Below are 15,590 nucleotides of genomic sequence, written 5' to 3'. Positions count from 1 at the left end.
CGTCACTCGGTCAGCCGTCGCAGCTCGGCGACCAGCTCGGCCACCGTCGGGTGGTCGAAGATCACAGCGATGCCGACGTCCACGCTGAAACCCCTGCGGATCTCCTCGACCAGACCCACAGCGGCGAAGGAGTCGCCGCCCAGATCGAAGAAGTTCTCGTCGGGGCGGACTGACTCCACACCGAATTCGGCGCACCACATCTCCGTCAGCCGAGCCTCGAGCGACGCCTCGTCCGACGGCGCTCCACCCGAGATCCGCCCGGGTGAACCGGGCCGCGCAGGTGCCGTGGCCGACGCGCCCGGCTGCTCGTCGCCGGCGTCGTCCGGCATGTCCTCGGAGTTCTTCAGGACCGCGTCCTCCCCCGACACGGTGATCGCCACTTGTCTGTGGCTGGGCCGGCCCAGGATGCGCAGCAACATGCCGACCCCGGTCGCGGGCGTGATCCCGTCGTCGAGCGACGGGTCCTGGCCGGCATCGGCGCCTCGCTCTTCACGATCGGTCTCGGCGGCGACCATGGATTCGTCGACGCGGCGCATGGTGAATCCTCTGACTTCGACGGCGACGTCACCGCCGGCCGTCAGCACGTCGATGTCGGCCACGATCGTGTCCGAGCCGCTCGGGCGTCGGCGGATGTGGCTGTACGCAAGACCCGGTATCGACTGGTGCACCACGATCGACTGGTACGCGAAGGGTGCGTGCGGAGGCTCATGGTCAGGATCCCGCGCCAGTGACACCGCCGCGTCCAGGAGGGTGGGATGCAGCGCATGCTCGTCGAGCTCATGGTCGAACGCTTCGGGAAAGGTGAGCACAGCGAGCTTCGTGCTGATGTCCTCCCCGGAGATCCAGATCTCCTCTCCCGGCCATCGTTGACCGATGGTGAACAGCCGGTTGTCAGGGTCGTTCGCGGGTATCCGCCGCTCGGGCAGCGACGCGCGCAGCCCGTCCAGGTCCACCTTGTCCGCCCTGGCGTCCACCAGCCGGATCTCACCCGTCGTGTGGACGCGGTAGTCGTCGGATGAGCCGGGGGACGACGAGAGCGGCGCGGTGCGAACGGTGAATCGCCAGAGGTCCTCATGCGATTCGAAGCCGACCTCGAGTGACACGGGCTCTGGGGTGATGACCGGTTGCCGGAAGACCATGTGGCGCAGCTGCGCAGGGCGCCCGTTCGCGTGATCGATCGCCTCGTGGAAGGCGCGCAGGACGAAGTCGACCTGGGCCGTGCCCGGCAGCACCGGCACGCCGTCCAGACGGTGTTCGTCCAGGATCGGATAGTCCTCGACCGACAGCGGGGTCGACCACCGACGCACATCCGTCCCCGATCCGGAGCGCCCGGCTTGCGGTTGCCGCCCCTGGCGGGCAGCCATACCGACCTCGGCCCAAGACGGCCAGTTGATGGCCATCGAGGCGCAGCCTGCCAAGGGCTGCCGGCGCACCACCGCATCGAGGAAGGCGTTCGCCGCAGCGTAGTCAGCACCGCCCACCAAGCCCCTGAGCGCCGCGCGGCTGGAGAAGGCCACGAAGAAGTCGAGGTCCGCCCGGCCCTGCAGTACCTCGACCAGAGCCAACGTCCCGTGGACCTTCGGCGCAAGTGTCGCCGAGACTTGCGCCCGCGTCCGGAATTGGAGCATGCCCCCTCCCGCCACGCCGGCGAGATGGAACACCCCGTTGATGCCCCCGAAGGAGTCCGACGCCTGGTCGATCACTTGCCGCAGCGCAGCCACGTCGGTCACGTCGCATGCCTCGATGCGGCACTCGGCTCCGAGAGCGCGGAGCTCGGCGAGCTCGGCGTCGTGCCCGCCTGCCGCATGGCGGCCCAGCAGCAGCAACCGTGGTTGCAGGCCCGTGTCCGCCAGGCCACGCGCCACGGCCAGACCGAGGCCACCGAGTCCGCCGGTGATGACGTAGGCACCCCTGCGACGCAGGTCGGCAGGGCCCACACCGTCAGGGACGAGCTCCCGCTCGCCGGGGACCCAACGCCGATCCCCCCGCAGGGCGACGATCTCTGATCGATCGAGGCTGCGCAGCTCTGCGAGCAGCCGATCGTCGGTCACGCCGCCCTGGACGTCGACGAGCTTGCACATGGCGCGAGGGTTCTCGAGCATGTAGCTCCGCAAGAGTCCGAGCAGCATGGCCCTCACCGGGTGCACGGTCTCGCCGCCCGTCACGTCCGCGGACAGCTCGGTGACGACCAGGACGTTGCGACCGCGCTTGTCGGGTGCCCGTCGCGCCGCTTCCTGCAGAAGCTCGACGATTCGGTGGAAACCGGCGTCGAGCTGGTCGTCGATGCTGCTCAGGTCAGGTTCGGCCAGGCCTCCGAGCTGCGTCGCGTCGATGATGAGCTCCGGGTATCGCTGCGAGTCTCTCAGTTCGTCCAGTAGCCGGACGACGTCCGCCGAGTGCCGGGGGCGGATCACGAACTCCGGGCTCCGGTCCGCTGCTCCCGAATATGAGGAGCCGTGCCGCACCCGTAACGCATCCCACCCGGCCCTGTCGAGCAGGGCGACCAGCTCGTCGGCTCGTTGCGAATCGTCGGGCAGGAACACCAGTGGGCGTGACCGGTCCCAGGCGTCGGTGTCGTGGTGCCCGGCCGGTGCGGCCTCCACCCACGTGGGCAGCCGGAACACTGCACGGCCCTCTGGTTCCCTCGCCTCGTGGGCGGGCGCGTCGGTGCCGGGGCTGCTCGGAGACGCCCGCTCGATCCAGTACCGCTCGCGTTGATACGGGTAGCCCGGCAGAGGTACGCGTTCACGAGGACCCGTCGCAGCCGGCGACGACCAGTTCACATCCGTGCCGAGGGTCCACATCCGGGCCAGCGCATGAAGGAAGGAAGTGCGTTCGGTGGCGCCCTTTGACGGCCCGTTCGGGAGCGTCGGCACCGCCAAGTGCTGCTTGGCGCGCACCTGAGGATGTGAGCGTGCCAAAGTGGTGAGCGTCCGCCCGGGGCCCACCTCCACCAGCACTCGGTCACCGTCGGACAACACGGCATCGAGCGCCTGCTCGAACAGGACGGGCCGGGTGAGCTGCTGGATCCAGAAGTCCGCGCTGCTCACCTGTGCCGCCTCCGCCAGGCCGCCTGTGGACGCGGAGTAGACCTTCCAACGAGGACGACGTGGCTCGATGCCGTCGAAGGCCAGGCGGAACTGCTCAGCGGCGCTCATCATGGCCGACTCGCCCATCGCTCGGGCTCGGGCGCTCACCAGCCGTACTGCTTCCGGGAGGGTGAACACCTCGGCGAGCGTGGCGGCCGCGAACTCCCCGATGCCGTGGCCGAGCAGCACGTCGGGCTCGATGCCCAGCGCCAGCCACAGCCGCCCCAGCGCGTATTCGACGCTGAAGAGCAACGGCTGCGCGACGGTGGTGTCCTCCAGGCCTTCCGACGCCTCCGCCCAGATCTGCCGCCGTGGCAGGCCGTGGGCCTCGAAGAGATCGAAGCACTCGTCGAGTGCCGCGCTGAACGCCGGTTCGGTGCGATAGAGCTCTGCCGCCATGTGGGCGTGCTGCGCCCCTTCTCCCGGGAACAGGAACACGGTGCTTCGATCGGCCTGTTCCTCCGGGGTGACGATTCGCCTCGCGTGGTCAAGCACGGCAGTGGCCGCATCGGACATGCTCTCGACCACCACAGCGCCTCGGACCGGGTGCGGGGTGCGCCCCTTTTGCAGCGTGAACGAGACGCTGGAGAGCGGGTCCGCACTCTCCTTGAAGGATCGGGCAAGCTGCTCCGGGTAGGCCTCGGCCGCGGACCGCGTCCGTCCTGACCACACGATCAGCTGCGTGGGTCCCGGATCCGGGTCGACTGCGCGGGTCGGCGCCTCTTCGAGGATCGCGTGCGCGTTCGTGCCACCGATTCCGAAGGAGCTGACCCCCGCCAGGCGTCGGTTGCCGGCCGATCGAGGCCAGGGCCGCAGCGTGTCGTTGACGAAGAACGGTGAGCCCTCGAGTTCGAGGAACGGGTTCACCTCCTCGAAGTTGATGCTCGCGGGGATCTGCTCATGGCCCAGCGACAGCACAGCCTTGATCAGCGACGTGATCCCTGCCGCGTGGCCCAGGTGGCCCACATTTCCCTTGATCGATCCGATGGGACACTGCCCAAGTCCCGACGTTGCCCGAGCACTGAATGCCTTCCTCAGCGCTGAGATCTCGATGGCATCACCCAGTCGAGTCGCGGTGGCGTGTGCCTCTACGTACCCGATGTCCTCGGGACCCACGTCGGCGATCTCCATGGCTCTCAGCACGACCTCCGCCTGCCGATCGGCGCTGGGCGCGGTGAAGCCGACCTTGTTCGCGCCGTCGTTGTTGACAGCCACAGCCCGGATCACCGCAGAGATCCGGTCGCCGTCGGCCAGGGCGTCGGTGAGCCGCTTGAGCACCACGACGCCGACGCCGCTGCCGAAGATCGTGCCGCTGGCTGCCGCGTCGAAGGGGCGACAGTGGCCGTCCCGGCTCAGCGGGCCGTCCTGGGCCCACCAGTACCCGTGACCGACGGGGAACTCAACGTCGGCACCGCCGGCCAGGGCGACGTCGCACTCGTGGAGTCGAAGCGCGTTCACGGCGAGATGCACGGCCACGAGCGAGCTCGAACACGCGGTCTGCACGGTCATGCTGGGGCCGTGTAAGTTCAGCTTGTACGAGACCAGCGTCGACGCGCTGTCGGGGTTGTTCCACATGCCGGCCGCCATGCCGGTAGCACTCCGGAGTGCCTCCGGGCTCCCGAAGACGCGGCCCATCCCGTAGCGGTTCGCGGCGACCGATGAGAACACGCCTGCTCTGCCGAGTCTCAAGGCGTCATAGCCGGCGTTCTCGACGGCGGCGTGGGAGGTCTCCAGGTATAGCCGGAGCTGCGGGTCGCACGCCTCGGACTCACGCCGGGTCAGGCCGAAGAACCCGGCGTCGAACATGTCGATGCCCTCAGGTTCCGCCACTGCCCGCACGTAGGCCAGGTCGTCCAGCGCTTCACGCGACACGCCGCTCGACCGGAGCTCGTCCTCGGACGGGAAGCGCACTGCCTCCTCCCCGGCCACGAGGTTTCTCCAGAGCTGCCGGGTGTCGGCCGCCGCCGGGAAACGACCGGCCATTCCGATGATCGCGATCGGCTCAACGAGGTTACCCATATCGTCCGCCCTCCGATTCGCTTGCTGCCGCTCCGTACAGGGAACGAGCCGTCGCGGGAGACCCGAGGCGCTTCCTACGTCAGCCCTCACCGCCAGCAATCCGAGCTTGTCAACGATCACGGTATCGCGAAGAATGCTCCGTGGCCGGGCTCGTTAAAGACAATTTGTCTTGGATGACCACCGGCCGGCGATGGCGGCGCCCCCTTCAGCAGAAAGGACACCGAGGTCAGGTCATGTCGTCCAAGTTCTCCCGCAGGTAATCGGCAAAAGCCTTCAGGGTGGGATACCGAAAGACCAGCACGGGAGAAATCTCCGTTCCGAGACGAACGGAGACCTCCGACACGAAACGCATGAGGGACATCGAGGTGAAGCCGGCGTCGAAGAAGCCGCCGTCAGGGTCGATCCGGCCTCGGCCGAGAGCAGACTGCGCGCTCTCGTGAAGCACCTCCCACAGCGTCGCCGCCCGGTCCTCATCCTGCGGGTCGTTCCTCGCAGCATCCACGACCGCCGGTTGGGCCGATTTCCACCCGTGGTTCTCCGGCAATGAGTCACGCACCTCGATGCTCGAGGGCACGACCGCGGGGTCCAGATGGTCGCGGAGCACCGCACGAAGCTCGTCGCTGTCGACCGCCGTCGTGGAGCTCCGTACGACGGTCAGGCGCACGGAGCCGACTCCTCTGCTGTCTTCGACGAACATCGCCACCGAGCCGGCGACGCCGGCGACCCGGGCGGCCGCGCCCTCGATCTCGTCCAGCTCCACACGCGCGCCGTTGACCTGGACCTGCCGGTCCGCCCGCCTGAGGAAGCACATCGAGCCATCCGGTAGTCGACGGACGATGTCGCCGGTGTCGTACCAGCGTCGGCCGTTATGGCCGGGAGCCAGCAGCGGGGTTCCGTCCGTGTAGCCGAGTGCGCAGGCAGCGGCTTCCACGTGCAGCCGGCCTTCCGGACTTTCACCGTCGGACGCGTCGGTGGGAACGATCCTGACCACGGCATGGCCGAGTGCGCGTCCGACGGGAATCGGGTCCTCGCTCGCGATCCCCTTACCGGGCGGCACCTGGTGCATGCACACGACCTGCGGGGTCTCCGACGCGCCGTAGCAGTTGACGATGGTGGCACGCGGGGCGAACCGTGCCGTCGACCGCAGCGCCGCGGCCGTGAGTCGTGCCCCCACCGAGCAGACCAGCCGCAGGCTGTCGACGGGAAGCCTCGACGAGCCCGCCATGAGCTGGAGGAGGACCGGCGAGCCCTGGAGCACGGTGATGGAATGCTTCGAGAGCCAGGCCACCATCAGCCGGGGGTCCGAGGCCGTGCGGCTGTCGGGGATGAACAACGTCGCACCGGTGAGCCAGGGCGCGATCAGCTCCCGCAGGCTCGGGTCGTGGCCGGGTCTGCTGAGAAAGGCGACCCGATCGGATTCGTCCATGGGCAGTTCCTTGAAGAACGCCAAACTGGCGGCCTCGAAGGCCGCTCGTCCGACGACGATTCCCTTGGGCCTTCCCGTCGTGCCGGACGTGAAGAGGACATGACTGACTCCTCCCATGTCCTCGCCATGGAGGCGCGAGGGTGACGGCACACTGTCCAGCACCTCCAGACCAGCCGGGGTGGACGATGGTCCGAAGGTCGCCACGGCGCCAGTGGCCATCAATGCTCTGCGCACCCGCTCAGCACCCCAGTCCCCGAGGATCGCCGGGACGGCGCCCGCGCTCCAGACCCCCGCGATCCGGGCGACGAACTCCGGGCTCCGCTCTGCCGGCACGCCCACCACGCGGCGCTTCAGGTGGTGGGCCTGCACGACGCTGCTGACGTCCTCGCTGAGTGCGGCAACGTCGCCGAAGGTGATGTCACGATCCTCGTGGACCAGGGCAACCCTGCTCAGGTCACGAGGCACCCGTCCGAGAAGTCCCGGCGCGGCAGTGCTGGTTGTGTCACGGACGGGGCCGGTCGGCTCGTCCACTCGGCTCACGCTAGCCTCCCTCGCGGGCATGACGTCCAGCCCATCGGATCGATGTTGCGTCACAACAGCTCATCCCACACCGAGTGAAAGTACCTGGGGTGAGCGCTGCGTAGCTCGCGCCAGTGCTCCTTGCGGTTCTCCGCCGGCGCGCTGTCGATCTGGCGGTTCGGGCGACCTCCGGCCGCCGCCCACGCCAGGTGCACCAGCGGGAGCACGGCCGAACCACGCCGGGCCTTGCCCAGCTCTGCCCCGGCGCCGGTGACGACTCTCGACAGCCCCACCGAATAGGCGTACTTGATGGGTTCGTAGATCGCCGCATTGAAGTACACGAACGGGTCCGGCGCTTCGTCATCGAGGCGCCCGAAGTCCGTCACGTACAGCCGGTCATGCCAGCGGCACATGACTCCGGTGCCGGCGATACGACCCTGCACACGGCACAGCACCGCCATCGACGAGGCATCTCCCAGAGCGGACGAGTACGCCGAGAGGCGTCGCGTGACCGCGTCCACGCTGTACGCCATCCCGTGCTTGGCCCTCACGTTCACGATCATCGGCGCGATGGTCGTGATGGCTTCACGGAGAGGGACGGTCTCGGTCGCACAGTCCTTGGCGAAGAGCCCCACCTCCCTGCGGACGCTGGTGCGTGTGTTCCGTGGCAGCGTCGCCAGGTAATCCTCGAAGTCCTCACCGGGGAGCTCCAGCTCAGTCTGCGCAACGCTCGCCAATCGGTGGTGATCTCCGTTGCCGATGACCGGAGCGAGGTCGCTCCATGCGGAGGCGTCGAGGAACAAGAAGAAGGTGTACGGGAGCCCGCGGTCGGCTGCGACGGCGCAGGCCGCATCCCGGAGCGCATGCAGGACCGCTGTCCTGGCCGAACTCGGCAGAGTGCGGTCCACGATGAGCCGCGTACTGAATCCCGCACAGGAACCGGCCAGCAATCCCAGTCGACCATTGAGCGAACCACCGGCGTGCAGAAGGTCCTGGAAGTGGAGCTCCGGCCAGTACAGGTAGTCACCACGACTGGGGAGTGAGTCATAGAGGGGAAGGGCGCCGAGGATTCGAGGGTGCCCAGGGTGCCGGGCGATCAGGTACGTGACGGGTCCGTCACCGGATTGCTCGAGAGCCTGCAGCCACGCACGGCTCTGGAACATGTCCCGCGGGTCGGCGACGTCATTCCAAACACGCCCGGCAACGTCGCCCAACGAGGGGACGCGCTCGACCGTCACGAGCCCGGGCACTTCTGATGTCATATCCGGAATTTTCTGATGCGTCATCTGCGTCATCAACACACGGCAGTCAGGGGTCAGCCGGCCCGGTGATGGAGCCATTCGAGCAAGTCCGGCTCCGCGAGCTCGGCTATCCGGCGGTCGTAGTGTGCTTGATCCCCAGCGGTGAGGAACTGCTGCCATTGGCCCGACTTACCACTGCGGAAAAAACGTTTGCGATCGCGGATGTAGCCCAGTTGCTCGTCGGGTGCGAGTTCAGCCGCGCGATTTCGCATCTGCTGGAACGTGGCGGCCTCGACCAGCTCCGGCCACTTGCTCTCGTCGATCTCGATGTCGAGCCGTTCCGCGATCCGTCGCATCTGGCCGGCGAGGTCGTCGGAGAGGTCTGCGTAGTGCAGCAGGATGACGTTCGGCTCCGCGCGGCGAATCCATGCGCGGCTCTGCGTCCAGATCAGCGCACGCAGCGAGTCGAGGTTGACGTACGGCGAGTCGTCGATGTCCACCCAACGTAACAAGTACGTCCGTTCGTCGAGGAGGTCCCTCTCGTCATGACCGTCGACCGGGGCTTCGGCCGCCCCGTTGCCGGGGTGGGCGGCCTGGTGGATCAATCGACGAATCACGTCACGTTTGAGGTTCCTGCCGTGGCTGCGCAGGGAGATGGCGACATCGCGGGGGTCTCGCCCCACCGTGATGTAGGTGACCTGTGGATCGGCCGGGATGCCGTCGAGGGGAATGTGGGTTTTGATGAAACGGCGGTGCTGCTGCGCAGCCAGGTGGTCCCAGACCTCCTGCTTCGGACGCACGAGCATGTCGATCCACGGTGAGAGGCTCGACAGCGGCGCAGGCAGCCGGGGTGTCTGGAAGATCAGGAGCGCGCAGATCGTCTGGGTCCAGGTGGTGCCGCACTTCGCCGGCGAATTGATGACAATGTCGCCAGGCCGGAATTCGAACCCGTCCCACCGGGAGCTGTCCTCCATCGGTGTGAGGTAACGGGCCAGATGCGTCGTCATTGACGTGAGTTTAATCACTGAACGGGAGTAAAGGAAGGTATGTGATTGTCTGTGTGCATTCCGTATAAGAATCCTCAGTTGGTGGCATTGCTGGTCTGGCCGGGCGGGAACTCTTGACGCAACCAAGCCCCCTGGTAGGGCATGTGCCATCCCCATGACTCCACACGGGAGTCCAGGTCAGAGGCCGGCTCATCGTGACGATGGTCCGGCCTTTAGATCGTCTGACCGTCGTCCCAAACGCACACTTCTTAAGGGGCTCATATGAAAATAAACCCGCTGTCTGACACTTGGTGATCTAATCGTGTGGTGAAGCTTCGCGCGATGGCCGCTGAGGATCGGGAACGCCTGGAGAGTGCCCTGACCCGCCGCTGGCTTGACCTGCGGGACCTGCTGGATGAGCGATCCCGGAGGCTGTGGCTGGCCGCCGAGGCGCGCTCGCTCGGGTACGGCGGAATCGCGTTCGTTGCCGGGGTGACCAGGGTGACCACCGAGGCCATCGCCGAGGGCATCAAGGAGTTATCGGGCGCCAAGCCGCTGGCTGAGGGCGTTCGCCGCCCCGGCGGCGGCCGAAAGAAGGCCGAGGTCAGCGATCCCGCGCTGCCCGCCGCGCTGGATGCCCTGGTCGAGCCGGTCACCCGTGGCGACCCTGAGTCCCCGCTGCGGTGGACCGGCAAGTCGCTGACCAAGCTGGCCGACGACCTGTCGGCGGGTGGGCATCGCGTCGGTGTCCATGTCGTACGGCGGCTGCTACGGGAGGCCGGATACAGCCTGCAGGCCGACGCCAAGACGATCGAAGGTGCCCAAAGCCCGGACCGCGATCCGCAATTCCAGCACATCCACGATCTTGTGCTGACCGCGCTGGCCGCGAGGCAGCCGGTGATCAGTGTGGACACCGAGAAGAAGGAACTGGTCGGGCCCCACGGCGTCTTCGACGTGGGCGCGAACGCCGGGTGGGTCAGTGTGGGGACTGACCACGACACCGCGGCGTTCGCGGTCAACGCCATTCGCACCTGGTGGTCACGGGTCGGCCGAGCCCGCTACCCCGACGCTGCCGAGGTGCTGATCATCGGCGACTGCGGCGGGTCCAACGGCAACCGGGTCCGGCTGTGGAAGAAGGAACTGGCGGCGTTCGCAGCCGAGACCGGGCTGGCCATCCGGCTGGCGCATCTGCCGCCGGGGACCTCCAAGTGGAGCCGGATCGAGCACAAGCTGTTCAGCTGCAGCTCGATGAACTGGCGAGGCGGACCGGTGACCAGCCACGAAGTGATCGTCAACACCATCAGTCCGACCACCACCGCGACCGGGCTGACGGGCACCGCCGAGTTGGACACCGCCGCCCATCCGAAGGGCATCAAGATCTCGGACCGGGACACGAAGGAGCTGGAGGCGGCCCAGATCACCAGGCATGCCTTCCGGCCCGACTGGAACTACACCATCTACCCGAGTTCCACGGCCAAGATCACAGCGGCGCCGACTGGAGACGTTGATTCAGACTGAGCTCTTAGGCTGCGCGGATGGAAGCGCTTCTGGCCGACCTGCAGGCCGAGACCGATGTCCGCGATCCCCCGTCCTTCGTCGACGACATCGCGGACGCCCTCGGCGTGTCCCGGCCGCTCACCCACTGCGCAGGGAGTAGGCGGTCACACCCTCGGGCAGGTCGGCGACGCGTGACAGCGCGCCGGTGTTGATGTTCCAGCCGAGCAGCCTGTCCCCGCTCTCGATGATCACTGTGCCTGGGCTGATCCAGCCGCGCACGGGGCAGCCGCCCTTCCCGCACCTCATGTCACGAGAATCGCCCCAGGGCAGGAGCAGCGTCCTGACCACCCGTCCCGTGGCGGTGTCGGCCACCACGACCACGTCGGCTACCTCCGCCCGGTCGTGGTGGGCGAACGCGGACCTGGCGACGAGGCCGTCGCGCTGCCATCCGTGGTTGCCCAGGATGCCCACGGGCATGCGGCCCTCGTTGGTGATGTCCTGGAGGTCCAGCTCCACCTCCGACTCGCCCTCCTGGATGACCGTCCGGCCGCCTTCGCCGGGCGAGACGATCCTGAGGTCGCGATAGCCTGCGACACCCGTGAAGCCCTTGTACGGCTGCCGCCGCACCTTCCCCGTGGCCAGGTCGAGCAGGTAGTTCGCCTTCTCCTGCTCGACGAGGAGTTGCTCGCCGCGCCAGAGCACCACCTCGTTGAACCCCGGCACCGGGTAGCGCCTGGTCTGGCCGATCACGAGGTCGACGACCACCACCTCGTCCTTCTGCGGGAAGGCGGCCATCGTCCCGTCGGGGGCGAGCGAGTTGGGCTTCAGCGGCGTCCCGCCGTTGCCGGCCGAGTCCACGGAATCACCCAGCTTCACATCGAGAGGGATGCGGCCGCCGGATTTCATGATGTAGATCCGCCCGTCGCCGAACTCGGCCAGCGCCAGGACGGGTCCGGAAACCGCGGTCACGACGGGGATGCCGGCCCACCTCTCCGGCAGCTCGGTCGCCAGCGTGGGCAGCCCCGCCTCACCGCTGGGCGGCGGCGCTATGTCCACGGCGGGGGCCGGCGGGATCGTGGACGTGGGTGTGACGCTGGGATACACGGTGATGCCGCGCTCGACCGGCTCCGGGGACACGGCGATCGCCACCACGACGAGCGCGGTGACCGTCGCGGCCGTCGCGGCCGCCGCGGCCACCGTCCGCCGGCGGCGGGTACGGCTCCGCGTGCCCTGCCGCCACAGCTCGCCCGCGCCGGACGACCCCTCGGGCAGAGTCTCGGCGAGATCATCAAAGAGCTCCCGCAGCCTCTGGTCCGTCATATCAACACCTCTTCCAGCTCGGGAGCGACCTCGCGTAACCGCTTCAGCGCCGCGTGCGTCTGGCTCTTCACCGTCCCGGACGAGACCCGGAGGATCGCGGCGACCTCCCCGACGGGCAGGTCCTCGTAGAAGCGCAGCACCAGCACCGCCCGCTGCTTCACCGGCAGCCTGGCCAGCGCGCGGGCGAACACCACCTTCAGGTCCGACGCTCCCGAGGTGTCGTGATCCGCCTGGTCGGGCGGCTCCCCGTAGGCGAATTCCCGTCGCCTCCGCCAGTTGGACGCCACGTCCCTGTACAGGGTGGTACGCACGTAACTGACCGGGTCGGTATGCACTTTCGACCAGCGGCGCGCCAGTTTGATCAGGGCATCCTGGAGCACGTCCTCGGCCAGATGCCTGTCACCGCTGATGAGGATGGCGGCACGCAGCAGTCGCGGGTGCCAGGCGGCGACGAAGGCCTCGAACGCCTCGGAATCCGTCATGTAGACAAGACGCGCGAGAGGGGGTGAACGGTTGGGGCCTTGACGAAATCCGCCGTTTTCGCGGGATCAGGCGTCGCCAGGCGTAGAGCCAGAAACCTGTGTCCGTTCACAGGTGGCGGCAAACCTCCTCGTGCCGTGTCAGGGAGGTGAACGCCGGTGGGGCGGCGGTGGTGGCGGCCCCACCGGCAACAGCCGGGCTATTTGTAGGTGATGTCCGATGCGGTGTAGAGGCAGTGGGCGCCGTCCGGGCCGCTGCCGGTCTGCGTGGGCTCGCCGCTCGTCACGCCCTTGAACCTGGCGCAGACCACGACCTTCCTGCTCGGGTCGTTGACGATCGTGACCCCGGAGAACGTGGCGGTGTCGCCGTAGTTGGCGTTGATCCCGGCGATCACCTTGGCGGGTGTGGTGATCGTCATGTTGGAGATCACGACATGGCGGGCGTACTGCTTGGAGCAGTTGCCGCAGGAGCGGTACAGCTTGCCGACGTTCTCCGCCCGGAAGTTCTTGATGATCATCTTGCCGGGGCCGTTGTGCTGGAACGTCTTGTCGGAGGCGGCCCGGGCGCCGCCGCCGTAGATGGCCATGGTCTGGGTGGCCGAGGTGCCCTTGAAGGTGGCGGCGTCCTCGCCGACGTCCTCCCACCAGACGTTCTTGAGCGTGCAGGTGCCCATGCAGTGGACGCCGTCGGCGGCCGGGGCGCCGATGATCACGTTCTCCAGCGTCGCGCCGTCGGCCAGCTTGAACATCGGGGGCTGGCTCTCGCTCTGGTCGCCGGTGCCCAGCGCGCCCGAGCCGTAGAAGCGCCTCATGCCACCGTCACGGACACCGGTGACGGTGATGGTCGCGGTGACCGCCTCCTTGCCGGTCGCGGTGGGCCACGAACCGGTGGGCGCGGTCGGGCCGGCCGGCGCCGTCGGGGCCGCGGTCGGAGACGGGGCCGGGCTCGCGGTGGTGCCGGCCGCGCGCAGGGTCCAGCGCTTGCTCGCCGCCGTGTCGCAGGAGTTCTGCTGGACCAGCGCGCCGGCCCTCTTGGAAGAGGACTTGACGTTGAGGCACTTGGCGCTGCCCACGTCGACGAGCTGCCGCGTGCCGCCGGCCATGGCCTTGAGCCGCCACGTCTGGAACCGCCCGGCGACGCAGGTCTGCTGCTGGACCGCCTTGCCCGCCGAGGTGCTGTTGGCCTTGATCCCGGCGCATTTGCCGCTGTGCGCGACGCGCAGCCGGTAGCCGCCGCTCACCGCCGAGAGCGTCCAGGTCTGGTCGGCCCCGCCCGCGCACGCCTGCTGGGCCAGCTGCACCCCGTCGCCCGTCGCGCTCGCGGGGACGCTCAGGCACAGGCCGCTGCCGGCGTTGACCAGCTGGTACGTGCCCGGCGCCGACGCCGCCGCCGCGGGCGTGATCCCGGCCGGCGCGGAGGCCGCCAGCAGCACGCCGCCGAGCAGGGCGGCCGTCTTCGTGGATCTCCAGTGCAAAGTGTTTCCTTCACGGTGGTCCGGTGAGATCACCGGCTTGCCAGAGGGACGGATCGCAGCGCCCGGCCACGCGGACGGGCCACCGTGATCAGGAGCTGACGGGCTTGAAGGTGCTGTCGGCGCGGAAGGCGGCGGTGTCCTCGGCCTTGTCCAGCCACAGCTGGTGATGGCGGTGGCGGAGGAAACGGCCGGGATAGTTGAGCGACTCCAGCCGCACCGTCCCGCTCGCCGAGCCCGCCCTGGCGTGGAAGGTCGCGTCCCGCTCGAACAGCGCGGTGCCGTTGTCGGCCTCGAACCTCAGCCGGTAGTCCTTGTGCCGCAGGTAGCGCCCGTCCTCGTCGATGAACGAGTAGCCCTTGGCGTCGGCCAGGCCCGGGACGATCCGCAGCGGTGCCGCCTCGCCGAGCACACCGAGGGCGCCCGAGACGGCGACCCCCTCCTTGGGGAGGTTGACCGACTGGAGCGCGCGCGTCACCCCGGTCGGCAGCAGGCCGCCGCCTCCGGAGGCGGCGGCCGCGCGGGTGTAGAGCAGGGTGCCGAAGCCGAGCTGGTCGAATCCGCCGCTGTTGGGCCCGTAGTTGCCACCGCCACCCTCGACCCGCACCCGCTCGGCGTACGCCTTCGTGTTGGGCACGGACAGCCCCCGCCGGTTGGCGTAGTGGTTGTAGAGCAGCTCCCACACCGGCCGGTCCTGGCCGCGCGCGACATCCGACACGACCGTCTGCTCCCGGCGGGCGCAGTTCGTGCCGGTGCCCCACTTGTACGTGGTGAAGGGCACGTCCTGGCCCAGGTTGTACCTGGCGACGTACTCGGCCGCCTTCATGATCCGGTTGTCGGCGTAGCCGTACAGGTCGAGCCCCTGGTTCCAGGCCATCTCGGCGATCGTGCCGAGCAGCCCGACGCCCATCATGGTGTGCCCCTGGTCGCGCCCGCTCTCCTGGAACTGGCCCAGCCCACCCGGATGGAGGAACGGGACGGCGTTCATGATGGATCCGTTGCCCTTGCCGTTCTTGAAGTAGTCGACGGCCCGATCGAACTTGGCCTGGTCGTCGCAGAAGATCCCGATCGCCATGATCGCGGCCATGTTGCACAGGTCCCAGTTGGCCCAGTAGTTGGTGATGCAGGCGCCGTTGTGCCGTACCAGGAAGTCGTCGCTCAGCGGGTAGAAGACGGTCAGCAGCAGCTTCTGGCACCGCTCGACGTTGAACCCCGGGTAGCCGCGCATGAGCTCGGCGGCGTTGGCGAGCTGGTAGCCGTAGATGCCGGCCGCAAGGAACCGGTCGGCGTTGCCGGTGATCGTCTTCAACGTGCCCGACCAGGCGTTCAGGATGTCACGCGCGGCGTCGCCGTGCGCCTTCTCCCCGGAGATCTTCCAGCGCAGCGCGTTCTGGTAGGCGGCGTGGATGTCGTTGTAGAGCTGGGGATAGTTCTGCCCGTCCCCGCCGCGCACCACGGTCTCCAGCGGCCGCGGCTTCCACGTGCTCGCCGAGCGCCCGTTGGCGGCCAGCTTCTCCCACCCCGCCTTGTACGGCTGCGCCC

Annotated in this window: 9 protein-coding genes; 1 reads left to right on the top strand and 8 read right to left on the bottom strand. The window is 68.3% G+C overall.

Annotated elements, in window-relative coordinates; all coding sequences use genetic code 11:
- Nucleotides 1–2 precede the first annotated feature (2 nt).
- The 4 genes from EJK15_RS25670 to EJK15_RS25655 all read right to left on the bottom strand — a co-directional run bounded on the left by EJK15_RS25670 (nucleotide 3) and on the right by EJK15_RS25655 (nucleotide 9,301).
- Nucleotides 3–5,108 carry a type I polyketide synthase gene (locus EJK15_RS25670; RefSeq protein ID WP_138713023.1) on the bottom strand — a complete coding sequence of 1,702 codons (5,106 nt, stop codon included), beginning with the start codon at nucleotides 5,106–5,108 and terminating at the stop codon, nucleotides 3–5.
- Between the two features lie 226 nt (nucleotides 5,109–5,334).
- Nucleotides 5,335–7,074 (bottom strand): AMP-binding protein, encoded by a 1,740-nt coding sequence (locus tag EJK15_RS25665; protein WP_171074527.1) that lies wholly within the window; start codon nucleotides 7,072–7,074, stop codon nucleotides 5,335–5,337.
- 50 nt (nucleotides 7,075–7,124) lie between these two features.
- Entirely contained in the window at nucleotides 7,125–8,348 is a 1,224-nt protein-coding gene (locus EJK15_RS25660; RefSeq protein WP_171074526.1) for a peptidogalycan biosysnthesis protein, read from the bottom strand.
- A gap of 20 nt (nucleotides 8,349–8,368) precedes the next feature.
- On the bottom strand, nucleotides 8,369–9,301 hold the full coding sequence (locus EJK15_RS25655; RefSeq protein WP_138713020.1) for a sulfotransferase domain-containing protein: 933 nt from the start codon (nucleotides 9,299–9,301) through the stop codon (nucleotides 8,369–8,371).
- 321 nt (nucleotides 9,302–9,622) lie between these two features.
- Here EJK15_RS25655 and EJK15_RS25650 point away from each other — a divergent pair, with 321 nt between their 5' ends.
- The gene (locus tag EJK15_RS25650; RefSeq protein WP_138713053.1) at nucleotides 9,623–10,798 is read left to right on the top strand and encodes an ISAzo13 family transposase; all 1,176 of its coding nucleotides are present in this window, start codon (nucleotides 9,623–9,625) and stop codon (nucleotides 10,796–10,798) included.
- Nucleotides 10,799–10,915: 117 nt separating this feature from the next.
- On the opposite strand, the gene EJK15_RS25645 is transcribed toward EJK15_RS25650, so the two are convergent.
- The 4 genes from EJK15_RS25645 to EJK15_RS25630 all read right to left on the bottom strand — a co-directional run.
- On the bottom strand, nucleotides 10,916–12,097 hold the full coding sequence (locus tag EJK15_RS25645) for a hypothetical protein (protein WP_138713019.1): 1,182 nt from the start codon (nucleotides 12,095–12,097) through the stop codon (nucleotides 10,916–10,918).
- Entirely contained in the window at nucleotides 12,094–12,579 is a 486-nt protein-coding gene (locus EJK15_RS25640) for a SigE family RNA polymerase sigma factor (protein WP_138713018.1), read from the bottom strand. The genes EJK15_RS25645 and EJK15_RS25640 overlap by 4 nt, the downstream gene beginning before the upstream one ends.
- A 197-nt stretch (nucleotides 12,580–12,776) precedes the next feature.
- Nucleotides 12,777–14,051 carry a pectate lyase gene (locus tag EJK15_RS25635; RefSeq protein WP_138713017.1) on the bottom strand — a complete coding sequence of 425 codons (1,275 nt, stop codon included), beginning with the start codon at nucleotides 14,049–14,051 and terminating at the stop codon, nucleotides 12,777–12,779.
- Nucleotides 14,052–14,139: 88 nt separating this feature from the next.
- Nucleotides 14,140–15,590 (bottom strand): AbfB domain-containing protein (locus tag EJK15_RS25630; RefSeq protein WP_138713016.1); only part of this gene is annotated, 1,451 nt, incomplete at its 5' end.

This window comes from Nonomuraea basaltis, from assembly GCF_005893125.1.
GTDB classification, from domain to species: domain Bacteria; phylum Actinomycetota; class Actinomycetes; order Streptosporangiales; family Streptosporangiaceae; genus Nonomuraea; species Nonomuraea basaltis.
Note: the sequence above shows the minus strand (reverse complement) of the source record. Positions and strands in the feature narration are given on the sequence as shown.